This window comes from Desulfopila sp. IMCC35006 (assembly GCF_005116645.1).
GTDB lineage: Bacteria > Desulfobacterota > Desulfobulbia > Desulfobulbales > Desulfocapsaceae > Desulforhopalus_A.
In genome coordinates this window covers 271,372-289,033 of record NZ_SWCM01000002.1, presented here as the reverse complement: position 1 = coordinate 289,033, position 17,662 = coordinate 271,372, and the positions used below count along the sequence as shown (strand labels likewise).

Annotated in this window: 15 protein-coding genes; 9 read left to right on the top strand and 6 right to left on the bottom strand. The window is 48.5% G+C overall.

Annotated features, from left to right (window positions below):
• Positions 1 to 322: 322 nt before the first annotated feature.
• Positions 323 to 2,236: a hypothetical protein gene (locus FCL47_RS05220; protein WP_240744139.1), complete on the bottom strand. Its 1,914-nt coding sequence runs from the start codon at positions 2,234 to 2,236 to the stop codon at positions 323 to 325.
• Between the two features lie 242 nt (positions 2,237 to 2,478).
• Positions 2,479 to 3,225, bottom strand: a complete 747-nt coding sequence (locus FCL47_RS05215) for an N-acyl homoserine lactonase family protein (protein WP_136812419.1) — start codon at positions 3,223 to 3,225, stop codon at positions 2,479 to 2,481.
• 306 nt (positions 3,226 to 3,531) lie between these two features.
• Between FCL47_RS05215 and FCL47_RS05210 the strand changes: the two genes are divergently transcribed.
• The 6 genes from FCL47_RS05210 to FCL47_RS05185 all read left to right on the top strand — a co-directional run bounded on the left by FCL47_RS05210 (position 3,532) and on the right by FCL47_RS05185 (position 8,521).
• Positions 3,532 to 4,185: a flavodoxin family protein gene (locus tag FCL47_RS05210; RefSeq protein WP_136812418.1), complete on the top strand. Its 654-nt coding sequence runs from the start codon at positions 3,532 to 3,534 to the stop codon at positions 4,183 to 4,185.
• A gap of 114 nt (positions 4,186 to 4,299) precedes the next feature.
• Positions 4,300 to 4,974 (top strand): nitroreductase, encoded by a 675-nt coding sequence (locus tag FCL47_RS05205; RefSeq protein WP_136812417.1) that lies wholly within the window; start codon positions 4,300 to 4,302, stop codon positions 4,972 to 4,974.
• A gap of 111 nt (positions 4,975 to 5,085) precedes the next feature.
• Complete coding sequence (locus tag FCL47_RS05200; RefSeq protein ID WP_136812416.1) at positions 5,086 to 6,387, top strand: radical SAM/SPASM family putative metalloenzyme maturase; 1,302 nt, start codon at positions 5,086 to 5,088, stop codon at positions 6,385 to 6,387.
• An 82-nt stretch (positions 6,388 to 6,469) separates the two neighbouring features.
• Positions 6,470 to 7,390: a bile acid:sodium symporter family protein gene (locus FCL47_RS05195; RefSeq protein ID WP_136812415.1), complete on the top strand. Its 921-nt coding sequence runs from the start codon at positions 6,470 to 6,472 to the stop codon at positions 7,388 to 7,390.
• 32 nt (positions 7,391 to 7,422) lie between these two features.
• Positions 7,423 to 8,061, top strand: a complete 639-nt coding sequence (locus tag FCL47_RS05190) for a flavodoxin family protein (RefSeq protein ID WP_136812414.1) — start codon at positions 7,423 to 7,425, stop codon at positions 8,059 to 8,061.
• A 157-nt stretch (positions 8,062 to 8,218) separates the two neighbouring features.
• The gene (locus tag FCL47_RS05185; protein ID WP_136812413.1) at positions 8,219 to 8,521 is read left to right on the top strand and encodes a Dabb family protein; all 303 of its coding nucleotides are present in this window, start codon (positions 8,219 to 8,221) and stop codon (positions 8,519 to 8,521) included.
• A 27-nt stretch (positions 8,522 to 8,548) separates the two neighbouring features.
• On the opposite strand, the gene FCL47_RS05180 is transcribed toward FCL47_RS05185, so the two are convergent.
• The 4 genes from FCL47_RS05180 to FCL47_RS05165 all read right to left on the bottom strand — a co-directional run bounded on the left by FCL47_RS05180 (position 8,549) and on the right by FCL47_RS05165 (position 13,479).
• The gene (locus FCL47_RS05180; RefSeq protein WP_136812412.1) at positions 8,549 to 9,196 is read right to left on the bottom strand and encodes a histidine phosphatase family protein; all 648 of its coding nucleotides are present in this window, start codon (positions 9,194 to 9,196) and stop codon (positions 8,549 to 8,551) included.
• Between the two features lie 596 nt (positions 9,197 to 9,792).
• Positions 9,793 to 12,492, bottom strand: a complete 2,700-nt coding sequence (locus FCL47_RS05175; RefSeq protein WP_136812411.1) for a sigma 54-interacting transcriptional regulator — start codon at positions 12,490 to 12,492, stop codon at positions 9,793 to 9,795.
• 25 nt (positions 12,493 to 12,517) lie between these two features.
• Positions 12,518 to 12,982, bottom strand: a complete 465-nt coding sequence (locus FCL47_RS05170) for a universal stress protein (RefSeq protein WP_136812410.1) — start codon at positions 12,980 to 12,982, stop codon at positions 12,518 to 12,520.
• Between the two features lie 11 nt (positions 12,983 to 12,993).
• Positions 12,994 to 13,479 carry a universal stress protein gene (locus FCL47_RS05165; RefSeq protein ID WP_136812409.1) on the bottom strand — a complete coding sequence of 162 codons (486 nt, stop codon included), beginning with the start codon at positions 13,477 to 13,479 and terminating at the stop codon, positions 12,994 to 12,996.
• Positions 13,480 to 14,152: 673 nt separating this feature from the next.
• On the opposite strand from FCL47_RS05165, the gene FCL47_RS05160 reads away from it, so the two are divergent.
• The 3 genes from FCL47_RS05160 to FCL47_RS05150 all read left to right on the top strand — a co-directional run bounded on the left by FCL47_RS05160 (position 14,153) and on the right by FCL47_RS05150 (position 17,580).
• A complete protein-coding gene (locus FCL47_RS05160; RefSeq protein WP_167496371.1) occupies positions 14,153 to 15,379 on the top strand; it encodes a response regulator in 1,227 nt (408 codons plus the stop codon).
• A 71-nt stretch (positions 15,380 to 15,450) separates the two neighbouring features.
• Complete coding sequence (locus FCL47_RS05155) at positions 15,451 to 15,891, top strand: response regulator (protein WP_136812407.1); 441 nt, start codon at positions 15,451 to 15,453, stop codon at positions 15,889 to 15,891.
• Positions 15,892 to 16,056: 165 nt separating this feature from the next.
• Positions 16,057 to 17,580 (top strand): SLC13 family permease, encoded by a 1,524-nt coding sequence (locus FCL47_RS05150; protein WP_136812406.1) that lies wholly within the window; start codon positions 16,057 to 16,059, stop codon positions 17,578 to 17,580.
• Positions 17,581 to 17,662 lie beyond the last annotated feature (82 nt).

The window sequence follows — 17,662 nt, the reverse complement described above, 5'->3', positions numbered from 1 at the left end:
TGGAAATTTTCTGTAAAGAACCGATAGTAGCCAATCAATTGTATCTAGGCAACTTTTTTTTGCTAGAGCAGGAGATCTGGGCGTGCAGATTGTGCAAACATTCGGGAAAGACAGTATGTTGAGCCAATTATTTTTTTTGACTTGTCACCTGGGGAATAACCATCATTTTGCGTCGAAGGGGAATGCAAGAGATTCAGCAACTTTTTCTAACCCGGATGTATCAGCAATATTGTTGAAAAAGTACCATCATGTCGATACAAAGCAGCTGTGGCGAAAATGACTGGAGGATAGAATTTCAGTCATTTTCGCCGGTGATCGTATTTCATTGCGGGGCAGGCAAAGGAGGGGGAATATCAGTTGGCAAAGGGGGAGGGATATCGTCTTCTATTACCGGAGGAGGCGGCTGGGGAGAAGGTGTCGGCGGATTGGCTTTTTTGCTGGCCTGGGTGACACCGTTGTCGCTCCATTTGAAAGCTTCTCCGTTCAGGATGATTTTTTCCTTATTGAACCAGATTGTCAAATCGTCTGAATCCTGCTTCTTTTTGTCACCGGCGAGGTTAGGTGTACCAACCTGGTAGAGATCATTGGTATATTTTATCGTTTTGGCTAATTGCTCGTCGGAGCGAATGATCTGCGATTTGAAGACCATTTCAATATCATAGGCTTTTTTTTCAGAATTGTCCGCCGCAAGTTTTTCGCGAATGAGAGAGATGGAGATCTCCGCAGAACTTTTTTTCTTTATAAAGGATGAGATCGGCAATACATCTTTAAAGGTCAGTACAGTCATTGCCGGAAGATCAGGCATCACGGACGCGTCGGCAGGATAGAAATCTTTTTCCCCGGCCTCGTTTTTTAAACGTAACGTCACCAGGGCATTTTCAGTCATCCAGCGCGTAGGCAAAAAAAGTGTGATGTTATCACCCTTAAAAACATTGAGGGGGTTGAGCAGGGACTTATCCGCAACCTGCAGCAGCACGCGGTCAAATTCCGGTTGTATTTTTTTTAAGATATCACTGTTGCGAATTTTCCCGTAGAGCCATAACAGGTCATAATTATTAACCTTATTGTTTTTCACTACCATGTCCATGATGCGATTGAAAACATCGGGCCGAGCATTCAGCAGCAAAGCCGGACCGACCGTCCGGATCATATCAGGGGTGTCGATAAATGCGATATGGCCGTTATCCAGATTACGCAGAATCAGCTTTCCCGCGGTGTCAGAATCGCCCAAACGTTCATACTGAAGGGCCACAAACAGGATATTTCCCCAATCGGCATCCTCTGAATTGGCTAAAATCAAATCCAAATCTTTTTTAAGCATGCGAGGATCTGACTCTTCCGCTTTCAACATGGTTTTGCACATGGCCACGGAGGCCGCATAAGGGTCCTTTCTCAAAATCCGCTGATTGATTTGCTGAAATTGGTTGAAGCAATGAAGCGCCTCCTCATTTTTGCCGATTTCCTGGGCCGCTTGGCCGCGGTAGTACCAGTAGGGCGGAAATTTCTGGAAACTGCTTTCTATCCGCTCCAATTTGCGATACCGCCGGTCAAGGTCGGGTTCCTTCAAGATATCAGTATAATCGCTGAGCTGTTTTTCATTCAATCGCCATTCATCAGGCAGATTATAGCGTCGCATCAGGTCCCAGGAGTATTTCAGCAGCTTTTTGTAAAAATTGTTGAGCCCCTCCATGGTTTTTGCTTCAATTGCCCATTTTCCTTCTTCTTTTTCTTTTGCATATGTATCCATCTGGGATCGGTAATTAAAATAAAATGACCCGGTACGAAGTACCGCAGTTAAAAGGCCTGCATAAGGATTGAGAACCAGGTCAGTGTCGAAAATACGCGATCTTATTCTGTTTTTAAGCTCGTTTTGGATATTTTTATCGAAGCGGGTTAAAATATACTCCCTGTCATGATCGCGAATTTTCGAACTGGTGAGCAGATCCATGAGTTCCTGGAGCAAAGTGATGATGTCGGCGTCAGGAATATTGCTCAAATTCAAATTATTGATAATGGTATTGTATTCCTGGTCAAGAACCACCTTGTCATTATAGGTCATGATATGGGTCAAAGAGACCGCAATCAGGTTTAAGGATTGCAACACCTGGAGCTGCGCCTGGTCTTTATTGGGGTCCGCCCGGAGTTCCCCGGGGATAAACAACCCGGAAAACAGGATGCACATAAGAATTACAACCGACTGTAAACCCGAGATAAATTGTTTTTGAATGATCCGCATTTGCATTTTCCATCCGTTCTTGAATCGGCTTTTGCTGCAGCCGTTAAAAATTTCCAACCGTATTCTATATGGTTGGTATACGTCTTTTGTCAAGATAATCCGAAATCGGGACATGGCTCAGGGATGCTATCGGAGCTGTAACGGGAGTCGCCGATTTTTACAGGGTCAGGCCGATTTTCTTGACCTTGTGGTGGTCCTGGCTACAGGAGAGTTACCCGGTAAAAGATACCATTACAGGCAACTCAGGGGATTGCCTCAACTGCGGCAAAAGACGGCTCATGCAAAGGCAGGAGGATGTCGGCCATCTCCTTTATTTTCAACATGATATCGTACGCAGCACAGGCGTTCACCAGCGTGCCCGGGGGAATTACCTCCATCTCCATGGCCCGGACCTCCCTGGGCGGTTCAAAATTCTCCCGGATAACACAAAATCCGGTAATTACCGCCTTGCCCTGCACAGTGTCGATAACCACGCTCATGCCACCATCGGTATGCGCTGGGGTATGCAGACAGGTGATCCCGGGTACCACTTGCGTATCCCCGGTCATAACCCTGATTTGACCGTTTTGCTCAACCTCTTGTATATAATCCTCCAGGTAGCGGAAATCCAGTGGATGCGGATGGTGAATACGCTGCAGCTCAAGCTCATGAACATAGAACCTGGCGTTGGTACATTTGTAATCATTTTCACAATGATCATTGTGGAGGTGGGTGTGGATGACGATATCTATGTCTTTTGGGGTAAGGGCAAATCGGGCCAGTCCCTCTTCAAAGGTATAAATCTTGCCGCCGATGGCCTTTTGTCGGGCTTCAGATTGGATGGGACATATCTCGCCGGTATCCACCAGAATATGCTGCTCTCCGCCTTTGATGTACCAACTGTAGATGGGGATGGTGTAGCTCTCTCCAGCTCCATGCTGATAGGTCATCATGCTTTTGTCAAACACCTTGGTCCCGAGGACAATCGGGTGAATCGTATAGGTCGTCATTACCGTTCCTCCTGTTTCGCTATCGAGAGACCAGCGCGTGCACCTCGATAAAATATGGCCTGGATGGTTGAGTCACTGATAGATGAACCAGCTGTAATAGTAAGAAGAATGCCATGTTAAATCCAGTAGATCCACTCTAGGATTCGAGTTTATCTGGACACTGTAACAGTTGTTACAGATATCTTCTGCAACTTCTTTTAGAATGAAGGCCTCTTTTCAAAGATTGTCGCAGCTGTTACAACAATCTTCTCGATCATTCAGAATCAGGACTGAAAGTTCTTAATAACGTATTCCAGGGAGTAGATAATGAAACCACAGGTAATTGGAATTTCGGGCAGCCCCATCAAGAATTCAAACACCGACAGGACAATCAAGGCTGTGCTGGAAAGCACCGGTCTGAAAACAGAATTTATCAAGCTGTCCCAGCGCAGGGTTCAACCGTGCATTGCCTGTCTTGGCTGCACGAAAGACAATGTATGCAAAGTGAAAGACGACTTTCAGGAGATAGCGGAAAAGGTGAAACATGCAGGTGCAATTGTGGTGGGAGGGTATCCTCCCTATGCGAGTATTGATGCATTCACCAAGGCCTTTCTCGAAAGACTCTTTTCCCTTCGCCATCAAAACGGCCTCAATCGTGGAAAACTGGCTGTGACGGTAGTGACCGGGATCGGCCGGGGTGCGCCTGGGCTGGAAGAGGCGAGCAATCAAGTCGCCCAGGCGTTGACCATGGAAGGCATGGAAGTATTGGGCCAGCTTAAAGTGACGGGAAATCCGGAATGTATGGTTTGCGGCTTTGGCCAGAGCTGTCCTATGAGTGCTTTGCCATGGGTCTTTGGCGACGACACGAAAATCACCCCGGAAAAGTTTTGCCAGGTCGAGGACCAGAAAGACACATGGCAGGCGGCCGAAAACCTCGGCAAAGAAATAGCGGCACGACTGAGAAAAGTATACATGATGTGACATGAACGGCGCGCACTGGAGTATTTTTCCCTTCACAAAGCTCAAGTGAGCACATCTTGCTACGGACAGGTTGTAACAGTGCAACTACTGAAACAATCAACAGGGGAGACTGCAATGGATATTATCGAAGCGATTGGAAAGAGAAAAAGTATCAGAGACTTCAAAGATGATCCGGTGCCGCAGAATGTTCTTCGAGAAATCCTTGAAATTTCATGCCGTGCGCCATCAGCCATGAATACGCAGCCGTGGGAATTCACTGTTGTCGCAAAAGACACCCTGGATTCGATGAGACAAGCGGCTGTCGATAAATTAACAGCCGGTGAAAAACCTCGATCGGAACATTGTGTTGCGGGTTGGCCTTCAGACAGTGTATATCGCCTGCGTCAGATAGAGCTCGCCAAGTCTCTTTTTCAGCTCATGGATATTAAAAAAGAGGACGCAGATAAACGCTCGCAATGGATCGAGCGAGGTTTTCGTTATTTTAATGCTCCCGCGGCAATAATTATCTGTGTTGACCGAATGCTCGCTGAGGGAACACCGATATTTGACATCGGGGCGGTTACCCAGACTATCTGTTTAACTGCCTTGCACTACGGCCTTGGAACGTGCATTGAAGAGCAGGGCGTAATGTACCCTGATATAGTAAGAAAATTCTGTAATATTACTGAAATTAAACAAATCGTAATCGCTATTGCCATTGGATATCCCAATTGGGATTTCCCGGCAAATCGATTGGAAACTCCCCGTGAATCCGTTGATACAGTTACGAGGTGGTGCGGGTTTGAATAAGCTTTGACAGTGTCTCTCGCATGGCTGATCAAACGAAAATATCTGATCAGCTTTTGCCGGGAATTATCATACGTACCAGGCCTGCTCGGAAGAAAAAATATTGAACTCATTATGAAGAACACAACAGAGCATTCCCCTCAGAAAATTTATGTGGAACTCACCACGCGCTGCAACCTGCATTGTCAGATGTGTGTAAAGCACATGGCTGGCAGTTGTATCGCAGAAGCCGATATGGACGTGGCCGTATTTCGACGTCTGCTTCCCTCTCTACTCCATGCGGATACCCTTATTCTTAACGGCATCGGGGAATCCACGCTGCATGCAGATTTAGTAGAAATCATTCGTCTGGCCCGTGAACGGATGTCGGGAGAAGCGACGATTGGCTTACAGAGTAACGGTTTACTGATTGATAGAGTGGCCGCTTTACATCTGGTGCAGGCGGGGTTGAATTCCCTCTGCCTCTCCGTAGACCGATTCGATGACAATGTTTTGCGCCGTAACGTTGGTAAAGGGGAGCATTCGTTTGCTGCAGTTGCAGAAGCCGTTGCCAACCTGCTTTGGGCAAAAAAGAAGGTTGGCGGTACGCTTAAAATTGGCCTGGAGATGGTTCTGTCCAAAACAAGCATTTATGATTTGCCCGCATTGGTTGCCTGGGCCGCGGATAACGGGGTAGATTATATTCTTACGACCCACCTTATTTTATATGATAAAGCAACAGAGAGTGCCAATCTGTTTAACCCCAACACGCCGGAAGCTGTCCGGCTGTTCAATAAGTACAACCAGATTGCAACCGCCAGGGGCATTGACCTCGCAGGCAGCATCGGCACGTACCGAAAATCTGCCGGGACCCAGACTGATGGTGAAATTTTGCCGCTTTTTTTCGACATGCGGCAAGAGGCCCAGAACAATGATATCCGACTGAACCTCGATACACTGGCAGCTCACAATGAAAAGCTGACGAACGAGATCCAGCCTTATCTCAACAAAGCGCAACATCTGGCGAAGAGCCGAGGCATTGAGCTTTTCCTCCCACCGCTGCAAGCGGACTCCCAGCGACATTGTCCCTTTCTTGAGACCAACGCGACATTTATTGCCCCCAACGGTGATGTAATGCCCTGTCATTTTCTGTGGCACACCTATTCCTGCCGGGTGCTGAATGAAGATATCCATGTTCAAAAGCGAATAGTTGGCAATATTTCCGAGCAACCACTCGAGCAGATATGGCGACAGAAAGAGTATAAAGATTTCAGAAAAGAAGCCGGGGAGTATAACTACAGCCCATGCTGGAGCTGCTCCCAGGGGCCGTGCGCTACACTCGTCAATGATGAAAATCATTTTGCCAATGATTGTTATGGCAGCAGTGTCCCCTGTGGGCATTGTCAGTGGAACCTCGGTGGTATTCGTTGTCTGTAGGGACGAAATGATCGATTCCAGAAAAGGGTGGATGCGGGAAACAGGCCGGCATCTTTATTTGTCGCCTTTCAGGTAAAGATGGATGGGAAAGAAAGATTATATATTGATCGCCGTGCTCTATGGTTCTCTTTTTGGAGGGATATTTTTTCCCGAGAGTTCTGCTGTTGTTTCCGAGGTCATCAAGTACCTGATGATGACCATGCTCTTTCTGGCCTTTATAAAAATATCTCCGGCTCATGTCGGCAGGGCCCTGATATCCTGCTGGGGAGGGCTTATCTGGGGCACTCTGTTGCGCCTGGTGGTTGCACCGGCAATAGCCTATTGGGTGACTCTTGCACTGTATCCGCCATTGGCACTCCCCATTCTTTTGCTTGCCGGGGCCTCCACAGGCGTGTCAGCCCCATTCTTTACTTCGTTGTGCCGGGGCAATATCTCGTACTGTCTGGTCATGGCCGTGGTGACCAGCCTGCTTTTGCCGATCAGCCTGCCGGTGATGGTAGACGTATTGTCCGATACCACCCTGCGCTATGATCTTGCTGCCATGGCCCTGTTTCTCGGCATGATTATTTTTGTTCCACTGGTTGCAGCATTTCTCTTCAGGATGGTTATGCCGGGCCTGCTTGTGCCGATGAATCGAATGAGTTATCCGATTTCACTGGTGGTGATCTCAGGTATTAATTTCGGGGCTCTCGGCCGATATCTTCCTTATCTCAAAAGCAACCCTGAGCAGATTCTTTATTGTGCAATCTGTTCTGTTGCCCTCGCTATGGTACTGGCCCTGCTGGGATGGGGGGCAGCACGGACAAGGAATTGGGCTTACAGGGTAGCAGCGTCAGGCAGCCAGGTCTGGGTTAATAATATTTTAATCATCGCCCTGGCCGTGCACATGAACCTGCCGCTGGCGGCAACATTAGCGGCTTTCTACATGATTCCGTATTACGGATTTGTTGTCTTTTTTTCGGTAGTGGGCAACAGGTCTGAGCCGGACTGTGTTGCTGGATGAGGCGCAGCCATAAAAAATGCGAAGGTATTGACATGATTTTGGGTATATCGGGAAGTCCAAGACCACATGGAATTACTGCAAGTGCTGTCAAAGAGGTGCTTGCTGAATGTGATGGCGATACAAAATATATTTCTCTTGCAGGAAAGCATATAGGTGGTTGCATCAGCTGCCTGGGGTGTATAACTGACAACAGATGCATTGTAAATGATGATTTTCAGGTGATAGCCAAGGAAATGCTGCGAGCCGACGCCATAATATTTGGTATCCCCAATTATTACGACGTTCCCAATGGCTTATCCCATTGTCTGCTGGAACGATGTTTTTGTTTCCGTCATCGGGGCGCATTTCTGTTACAAGACAAACTTGCCGTCGTTTTGTCCACCGGCTATTCTTCTGATGAAAAAAACAGCCAGGTGTTAAAAATAGTCGAACATTTTATGACTATGAATAAAATGAACACCGTTGCAAAGTTTCTGGTGGGTGCCTATTCTCAGTGTTACCGCTGTACGTACGGTCGGACTTGCGCTGATGGAAATGTTGTTAAAAACAATGGTTTTGTCGCGGAAGTTACGCCCGACATGTTGCCGCCAGAGTTTGATAAACAGCCGGAGTCAATGAGTAAATGTCGCAGCACAGCGGAGCTGCTCAACAGAATATTACCGAAAAAATAACAAACGAACCTGTATCACTGCAAACAGCCTGCTTGTAACTATACCGCTCAATGACAACCCGGAAAAACATAACTTGTTTCAGGGGGAGTCATATTCTGATGGTGAGTAGATAATTCCGGCAGGATAATAATTACCCAAAGTATCTTCAGGAGAAATCATGATTCAGCATATCGTAATGTGGAAGTTCAAAGAGAGTGCGCTGAACAACACGCGGGAAGAAAACATAAATGAGTTCGCCTCCAGACTGGAAGCGCTTGTCGGCGTAATCGATGAGATTGTCAGCTTGAAAACGGGCAAGAATATTCTGCCAGGTGAGACTGCATCTGATCTCGTCTTGCTGTCAGAGTTCAACAGCTTGAATGATCTTGAAAAATATAACAACCACCCCGAACATCAAAAAATCCTTGCTTTTGGCAAGAAAGTGATCGCCGAGAGAAGGGCCGTTGATTTTGAGATGTAACCTTTTGATGTGCAGTGCACCCGAGCCTCAACGTTCATGATCTTCCTGAAGGTGTCGGCAGTCGTTGATCTTTTCAATCTGAAAATCTACTCCATCCCTATGAATGATATTCAGGGCCGCTGTCTCCTGTCGCAACTCCCGAAATTGATTCAGGGAGGTTTTCGATGCAAAGCATAATAATGAAATGATGACGAAATTGTGTGCACAGATCAACAGAGTAGTGCCGGGGGGGTAGGGCTCGGAAATCCGCATCAGCGTTTCAACGGCACGCTGCTGGACTTTCTCGAGACTCTCTCCCCCCGGCATGGTCAGGGTGGCGGGATTTTCTTCCCAACTCTTTCGAAACTCCCGATGCTCTACTGCCCACCGATGCGCTTCCATCCCTTCAAAGTCTCCCAGATCCATTTCCATAAATCCCGATTCTTCGATCAAAGGCGTTAACGGGTGAAATCTGCCGATATGTAATGCCGTTTGTATGGCCCGCTTCAGAGGACTTGAATAAATGGCGGTGATGGCCTCGTCTTTTAATGCCGATGCCAAGGCTCGCGCCTGGTTATTTCCCGTCGGGTTGAGAGGTAAATCGCTCCGTCCCTGGAAGCGATGCAACCGATTCCATTCTGTTTCCCCATGCCGGATGAGTATAATTCGACTGCCTGACGGTTTACTGTTTATCACTTTTTGCCTATCCTTTTAAGCATTTCAATAAATATTGCTGCCAATCGATTGCAGGTCAACGGGGTGTTGCCGGACGCATCTTCTGCCCGGGATTATTATTTTACCTTTGACCTGCCGCAATTCTTTCCCTGAGTTCATCGAAGATTTAACGGCAGCTGGCTGACCGTTAAATGTACCCTTTGGGGCACAAGAGACCGTTGTTGCAAAGCCGTGGAACATTCTAATACCGGATCGTGCGGCTTCAAGTCGAGACGCTGTATTCTCGAAAATTACAGTACCCGTTCAAGAAACCCGGCTGGCGCAGCAGGATCAGTTCGTATGAGAACATTACGCATCATACGTCCTGAAGTTTAGCTGCGATGACCAGAAGATACTGCAATCGCAGGTTTCGCCACACCAGGAGAAAGCGAAATCGTCCTTACTATAATGAGATTTTTATTGAGCTCTGCAGCCGCTGCGGCAGAGCTCTCGTGTGCCATTTTTGAAGATGGGGATCTGTCTTGACAATGAGTGACTGGATGTAGAGGGATTTACGCTGTTATTCCCTGTAACGCCTTTCGAGGAAAGAAAAAGGGTGTACGTTAATACGGTACAGGTCATGCAAACTTGAGGTAGGCAATAGCCGAGAGACAGAGCAAAAAGGCCGGAAGTACAAACATTCGCGGCCTGTATAAACGGTCTGCTGCCAACCGTTTAACAATGCGCTGTGTCGCATAGAGCGAGGCGATCAGGCTGCCGACGATGGTAATGAGTTGCAGGATGAAAGTGGCGTCCGAGCTTATCAGGCGGCTCGGGTTGTACTCACTGCCCAGGCCGATGATATCGCGCAGGTTGGCAGGCAGCAGCCAGATGCCGCCCACAAAGATTTCCAGGTGTGCAGTCATGAAGGCACCAAGTACCAGCGGAATCATACTGTATCCGAGTATGGATGCCGTCGTTTTCCAGCTGCTTCCGGTAAGCCTGGCCATTATTCTCGACATAACCGCATACCCGCTCAGGTAGATTATAATGCAGGCGAAAAAGAAGATGCTCGAGGCCAGGACCTGACTGTCGGGCAGTCCCAGTCCATGGATCATACTGGTCAAGCCGGTCGTAAACCCGGCATATTTCTGGTTGATGGCAAACGGATAAAAGATAGCGGCCAGACTGACCACCAGCACGCTGTCTTCCAGGCGCGGCGACTGGAGATTCCATAGTTCCTGGGGGGCCAGGCGGAGATTGAGGTGTATGGAGTTCAGTTTGCAGTTCTTGATGCATTGCCCGCAAAGGATGCAGTCGCGATTGTTGTCCACCAGAAAAGGATGGCGAAACATCGGGCAGCCAGCCGCGTGCTCGTCGCCATTGTAGCACAGTTGTTCGACGCAGCGGTTCATGCACACATGTCTGTTGGCCCGCAGTTCGAGAATGGATGGCATGGAAAAAAGCGCGTTGATTGCGCCGAGCGGGCAGATATAACGGCACCAGACCCGGCGTTTAAAAAACACACTGAAAAAAAGTGCGCTGAGCGTGATGGTGAAGATGATCCAGGCTGTCAGCCGCGGGGAGGCATAGGCATTCCAGGCGGTCTCGATCCAGAACAGGGTGATGCAGAGAACAGTCATTATCCAGCCGGAATACTGGCGAATTATCTGCGGGGTCGGCCTCTCGGGCTTGAGGAGCTTCTGGGCCAGCCAGCCGGGAACGGACAGACCGCAGACACTGCACCAGGTGCGGGCGAAGAAAAAAAAGGCAAAGATCAGCAGCGGCCAGCCGACCACCCAGCTGAGGGTCAGGCCGATATTTTTTTCCCCGGCGACCGGACCGAAAAACAAAATCGCCAGGACGAGGATAAAAAAGGCGCCGACGATAGCCCTGGGCAGTACCGGGAAAAGCGGACTCGTCAAAAAGGCGCGTATGGGGGCAAGGCGGAGCAGATTGAACTCCCACTTGCCCTCGGACTTGGGCACCCCGAGAAGGTTCTGGTGGTTGAGCGGTTCATTGCTCTTGCCCAGAATAACGGCACGCTGCAGCACGCTGGCCATTTCGGTCAGATTGCCCGGCCAGTCGTAATTCATGAACATGCCCATGGTCTGCTCGTCGACCCGGTTGATATTCTTGGCGTATTGCAGGCTATAGCGTTTGAGGTAGTATTGCACCAGGCGCGGAATATCACGGCGGTGTCCCCGTAGGGGGGTCACCCGGAAATGCTGGTCAGCGACGAGGGAATAGAGTGAGGGGAGCAGCCGGTCATGACCGTCCTCCTGGCGGGGTTTGTCCTGGCAGATCAGGATAAGCCGCGAACGCAGAGGCACTCTGGTGCCGCCGCCCACCTTGCAGAACCCTTTTTTGCTGATGATTGTGGCCAGCTGCCGCTGAAAATCAGGTTCCATGTATTCGGCATTGTTTAAAACGACAGTCCCTCCCTGCAGCCGTTCAAATACTCCCAGTTGGTCGACCTGGGAAAACGCCGAGGAATCGCGCGCATAGCCGAATAGCTCTACTTCCAGCTGTGCTGGATCGATTTCCCTGATATCAATTTCGATGTAAGGGCCGTCTTTATAGGCACTGGCCCGATGGATTTCATAGGCAACCATCCGCCGTCCGGTGCCGTTTTCCCCGGTGAGGAGTACCGGAGCAAGATTGTCGCTGAACCGCTGGACTGCTTTTCTTATCTGTCGGGCAATGGTCGATTCCGAAAGGCGGGAGCCGCGTTCGCTGTCAAGAAATGCTTTTTCGCCACCCGCAAAATGTTTCGTCTCCGAAAAAAACGTCGAATCCAGCTTGTCGTCGCCGTTATTGCGGGAATTTTTCGATTTACTGAGAGCCTGGGCATGGTCATGGAATGAGACCCGCAGACGATTTGCCAGGGCGATACTCAGTTGCCGCTGTATCGCATTGTTGTTCAACAGGACTGAATTGAAGGTGTCGGCGTCAAAAAAGAGCAGTGAAAGCTCGCTCATAGCCCGGACGTTCAGGCGATTGCCGCTGTTGGTCAAAAGCGACGTTTCACCGAAATGGCCGCCCGGGCCGATATGACCGACAATAAGCTGGCTGTCTCCTTCGGAATTCAGGGTCAGCTCCACTTCCCCTTCGGCAACGATATAAAATTTGCGGTCATTTTCAGCCTGACGGTAGACGTACTCACCCTGTCTGACTCTTCGCCACTGGCCGGCGTCGATAATGTGGTCGATTTCTTCTCTTGCGACATCCCTGAAAAGGACAGAGTTTTGCAGGTTCTGTCTGAGCTCTTCCTCATTATGCATATCCAGCACCATTACCATACCGTGTTCAGTCGCCTCCTTGACACATCGCTTCACCAGTGAATCCGTTCAGGTGTTTGCATTACTGCCGCAGATTTAAACTCAGTAACGATACCGGGCAATGCCGGAAAATTTTTTCCGAAGTAGTACCGAACATGTAATCTTTAAAATTTGTTCTCCCTTTTGAACTGATAACGACCAGATCGGCTTCTTCATCGGCGACAGCCAGGAGAATCTCCTCAAAGGGCACACCGCTTCTGATGATTGATCTGGTGGCAACCATTTTCGGGACGTACTGACGAAACATATCTTCTAGATTGACGGTGCGCCTCCTGGTCTCATCGTTGATGAATTTTTCCAGGGTGATTGTGCCGGGGTCCTCATGTCTGCATACTTCTTTTATATAGTCAATCTGTCGTTTATTAATGACGCTTACTGCAATGAGTTCAGCCTCGTTCCGTTCAGCGATCCCTGCCGCATATTGCAAAATCCTGGCGGAATAGACAGAAAAATCGATACCGGCGATAATTTTATCCAATTTTTTCATTGTTTTTCTCCCTAAAAACGCTTCCTGCTGAAATTTTCCCGGCTTCTGGCACTCAGCACGGGAACAGGGGAATGTCGGAACACTTTCTCCGCGTTTGATCCATGCAGCGTGCCGATAAGATTACTTTTTCCTTTGCTGGCCAGCACAACCAGGTCGACTTTTTCCGTTTCTATGGCTCGGAGTATGGCTTCGTATGGAATGCCAACGTGAATAACAATCCTCATGCGTGGTTTCTCGGCAGGAAAAAATTGATCAATGATTTCTTTAATGTGCTCCCGACGTTCTGTACTTGCCCGTTCAATGTAGGTTTCAACAGAAAGGCCCTCCGGAAGATAGGGGCTTACGGTCCTGACCGCCTCGACATCCCGGTTGTTGATGACATTCAAGAGTACAATTTCCGCCGGTAATCCTCTCGTGACCGTCACTGCCTCCTCGATGGTCATCCTGGTATAGTCAGACAGATCAACACAAGCCATTACTTTCCCAATATCAGTCATTTCAACCCCCTTCACTCCCAAGTCATTACCATATGGACAAATGATGTGTCCTGTGCCCTGAAGATTATTTGCATCCTGCAAGAGCATCATAAATGCCGGAGCCGGCTCTCAAGAAAAAGGAGCAATTATTGTGCCACTAGTCGGGGGAACGACACCCTGCCGTTTCCTGTGCGTTTTCTCGTTGTGCAGGTTTGCTGACCTGATGAAACGGCGGGTGGATGCGATCATCGGAAAAAAGACGGCGATGAATCTTCTCATACCTTCGGGGAGTTGTCATAATGCCATATCTTTCAACCAGCAGATGGCCACAGACTGACAAGATGCTTTCCAGTCTGTAAAGATTGCTGACACTTCGGCCTTTGATACAACCGACAGAGTAATAAATACAATGGGTTGGAATCTTCGGTGCAGTTTCAGGCAGCTCTCCCGGCAGGAGGGGCATCAAGCAAAAATATCGTGGAGATACATAGTGATACGAAACGATACATCATGAGTATATGTTACAAAACAGTACAGTGTTACCATGTGACCGTATCATAGTGTAACATTATGTAATCACGATGAATTATGTATAAAAAATTTTGGCATGAATTATGCTTTATAGAAAATGAAGAATAAATCGCGAGGTTTGCATACAGTTTATACCATAAACGTTTTATCAGGGAGGAACCACATGTCATCAATAGCGTTATTTCCATGTCTTTCGACACTCGATTCGGGCATTATCGGCGAATTATCGAGTATTCTTACCTTAAAAGTCTACACCGATGAAAACCTTTTTGGCGACACGGTTGCAAGATTTGGCGGGGATCCTGAACGTCTGAAGAAAATGATGTACAGCAGGACATCGGTTTTCAATCAGTTCACTCTTGAAAAAGAGAAAGCTGTCAACATGTTCCGCATGGTGCTCGCTGATAAACTTGCCGCCCCCGAACAGTATCTGTTCCATGGTTTCCTCACCTCTCTCATTCCGGCTGAAGTCACAGAGGTATTAAGAGTCCTGGTTGTCGACAAGAAAGAAGGGCGGATTGACCGTGCGATCAAGATGGGACTGAGCAAAGGGGAAGCAAAAAAGAAGATTCGCAACCATGATATCAGCGCGTTCAGCTGGACCGATTTTCTTTTTGCCAAAGAAGCCTACGACAGCTCACTCTATGATCTGGTTGTGCCGGTTGAAGCAAAAGACCACCGAGAAGTAACCAAAGAAATACTCAGTTGTTTTCACCGAACTTCAGTTTTGCGTACCCCCGAGTCCCAGAGTGCGGTCAAGGATATGAAGATGGTCGCCGAAATCGAGAACCTCCTCCTGGCCCATGGCCATAAGCTGGGCATCAAAGCAAAAGAGGGCAATGTTACCCTGGTCATCCAAAACAGCGTTCTCAATTTTAATGGCTTGAAACAGGATCTTACCGATCTTATCAGGCAGATTCCCGGCATCAAGGAAATTACCATCGAGAAGCATAAAAGCTATGTTGAAACGGTGTACCGCCAGCAAAAATTTGAATTGCCCTCCAAGGTTCTTTTTGTTGATGATGAACGGGAATTCGTCCAGACGGTTTCCCAGCGTCTGATCAGCCGGGATGTCGGCACATATGGCGTCTATGATGGCCAGCAGGCCCTGGACTTGATTGCTGAGGATTGCCCTGAAGTCATGGTTCTCGATCTGAAGATGCCGGGACTGCATGGCATTGAGGTGCTCCGGCAGGCCAAGGAAATCGCCCCGAATATTGAGGTTATCATTCTTACGGGGCATGGCACGACCAAAGATATGGAAGAATGTATGAAGCTTGGGGCATTTGCGTACATGAATAAGCCGGTTAATATAGAAGAGCTCTCTGCAACCATTAAGGCTGCCAATGACAAGGTTCATGCAATGCAGAAGAAAGCCTCGGTTGCTTAAAACAGAGCGGTGTTATTTTTTTAACACACTATCAATTATATACATATTTCTTCATGACAGAGGGGGCAACGATGGAAAAAAAACTGGAAGCCAAGGTTTTACTGGTGGATGACGAAGAAGAGTTCATCAAAACTCTCGCCCAGCGATTAGAGATGCGCGGTCTGAAAGTAACCGGGGCAACCCGGGGAGAAGAGGCTGTTAATCTGGTGGACAAACAGAATTATGATGCCATTGTCATCGATCTTGCCATGCCCGGCATGGACGGTCTGGAAACCTTGAAAAGGATCAAGGAAAGTCATCCGGATGCGGAAATTATCATGCTGAGCGGGCAGGGAACTGTCAAGTCGGGCATAGAAGCGATGAAGCTCGGTGCTGAGGATTTTCTGGAAAAACCTGTCAATATGCAAGAACTTCTGGAGAAAATCGATGAAATGAAAACCAAGCGGATTCTGGTTTTGGAAAAGCAATCGATGGCGGAAATCGACCACATCCTCAAGACTAAATCCTGGTAACTGTACCTCCCGGGCTGTGTATGCTGGGAGAATTCGTTCTGCCAGGCAAAAGAGCTGCCTGAGATTTACAAATAAACGATCAGCGCCGCAGACAATCTTTGCGGAATGCTATTCTTGCGTCTTTTCCACGTATTAAGGCGTGGTACAATAGAGGTGGTGAACATTATGTCGATTTCAAAGGATATCGCGGAAAATTCCGATCTGGTCGGAGTCAATAAGCTCGGTCAGGGAAAACCGATACGAATTGACTGGAAGCGTGTGTTTTTTATTTTGTTAGGCATCGGACTTTTTTTTGGGATTTATTACTCTCCACCCTGGGCAGCGGCCATTGATCCTCTGGGCGTCAGCTTTGAGCTGAGTCGAGAGGCGAAAGGCGCATTGGCCGTTTTTGGGCTTGCGGCCGTCTGGTGGGTATTTGAGGTCGTCCCAATCGGGGTTACCAGTCTTTTAATAGGCACGCTTCAGGCCCTCTACCTCATTCGGGATCCGAAAGTGGCCTTCAAAGATTTTATGGACCCTTCGGTGCTCTTTATTTTCGGATCGCTGGTCATCGGTATGGTTTTTACCAAGACCGGATTGACCAAACGTCTTGCCTACAAGATGCTCTCCATCATCGGTGAACGGACCAGCATGATCTATCTGGGCTGTTTTGTGATGACCGCTTTACTTACCCATCTTATGGCCCATACCGCTGTCGCCGCGACTATGTTTCCCCTGCTCATGGCCATTCATGCCCTTTATACTGATGAAGAAGGGCCGACTCGCTTTGGCAGAGGCCTGTTTATCGGCATGGCTTATGTCGCCGGTGCCGGAAGTATCATCACCCTGCTCGGTGCGGCCCGCGGCGCGGTAGCGTTAGGTTTTTACAAGGATATCATGCATGTAGATATATCCTTTTTTCAACTGACCATGTATATGTTCCCGATTGGCTGGCTTATGGTTTTTCTGCTGTGGGCTTTTTTCATGCTTGTCTGTAAACCCGAAAAAGACCGGATCGTCGGCCTCAAAGAGCGGGCGAAGAGTATGTACAGTGGCCTGGGGAAATGGACCAAAGATGAAATCCTGGTGGTAGCGATAGTTTTTTCTGTTATCCTGATAATTGCCCTGAAAAATTTCGTCCCGGCGCTGGCCAAACTCGACAAAACCGGCATCCTGCTTCTGTCGACGATTTCATTCTTTGTGTTAAATATCCTCAGCCTCAAAGACCTCGAAGACATCCCCTGGAATATTGTGCTGCTCTTCTCCGGGGCCATGTCTATCGGTTTCTGCCTCTGGGACACCGGCGCTGCTAAATGGCTGGCGATCAACTGGCTGCAGTTGTTTAAGGATTCGTCCGGCGTCGTCTTTATTCTTGGCATGGCTTTTTTTGTAATGATCATGACTAACTTTATCATGAACGTTGCGGCAATTGCCATCTCTCTCCCGGTTGCCCTGGTCATCGCGCCGTATCTTGGCGTGGCTGGAGAGGTCATTCTCTTTTCTGCCCTGCTCACCGCCGGTATGCCATTTCTTCTGTTGGTTGGCGCGGCACCAAACGCTATTGCCTACAGCTCCAAACAGTTTACACCCGGTCAGTTTTTCCTCTACGGAGTACCTGCGAGTATTCTGCTGATGGGGGTTGTCTGGTTGGCGATTACGGTCATCTGGCCGTTGATGGGAATGGCGGTCAAGATACCGGTCGCTGGTTGATGGGAGTATTGCCGGGCGACTGGTCATGCAGTAGAGTTACAGGGGGATAGACGCTGAAGTTTTCCTGACGGATGAAAAAAAC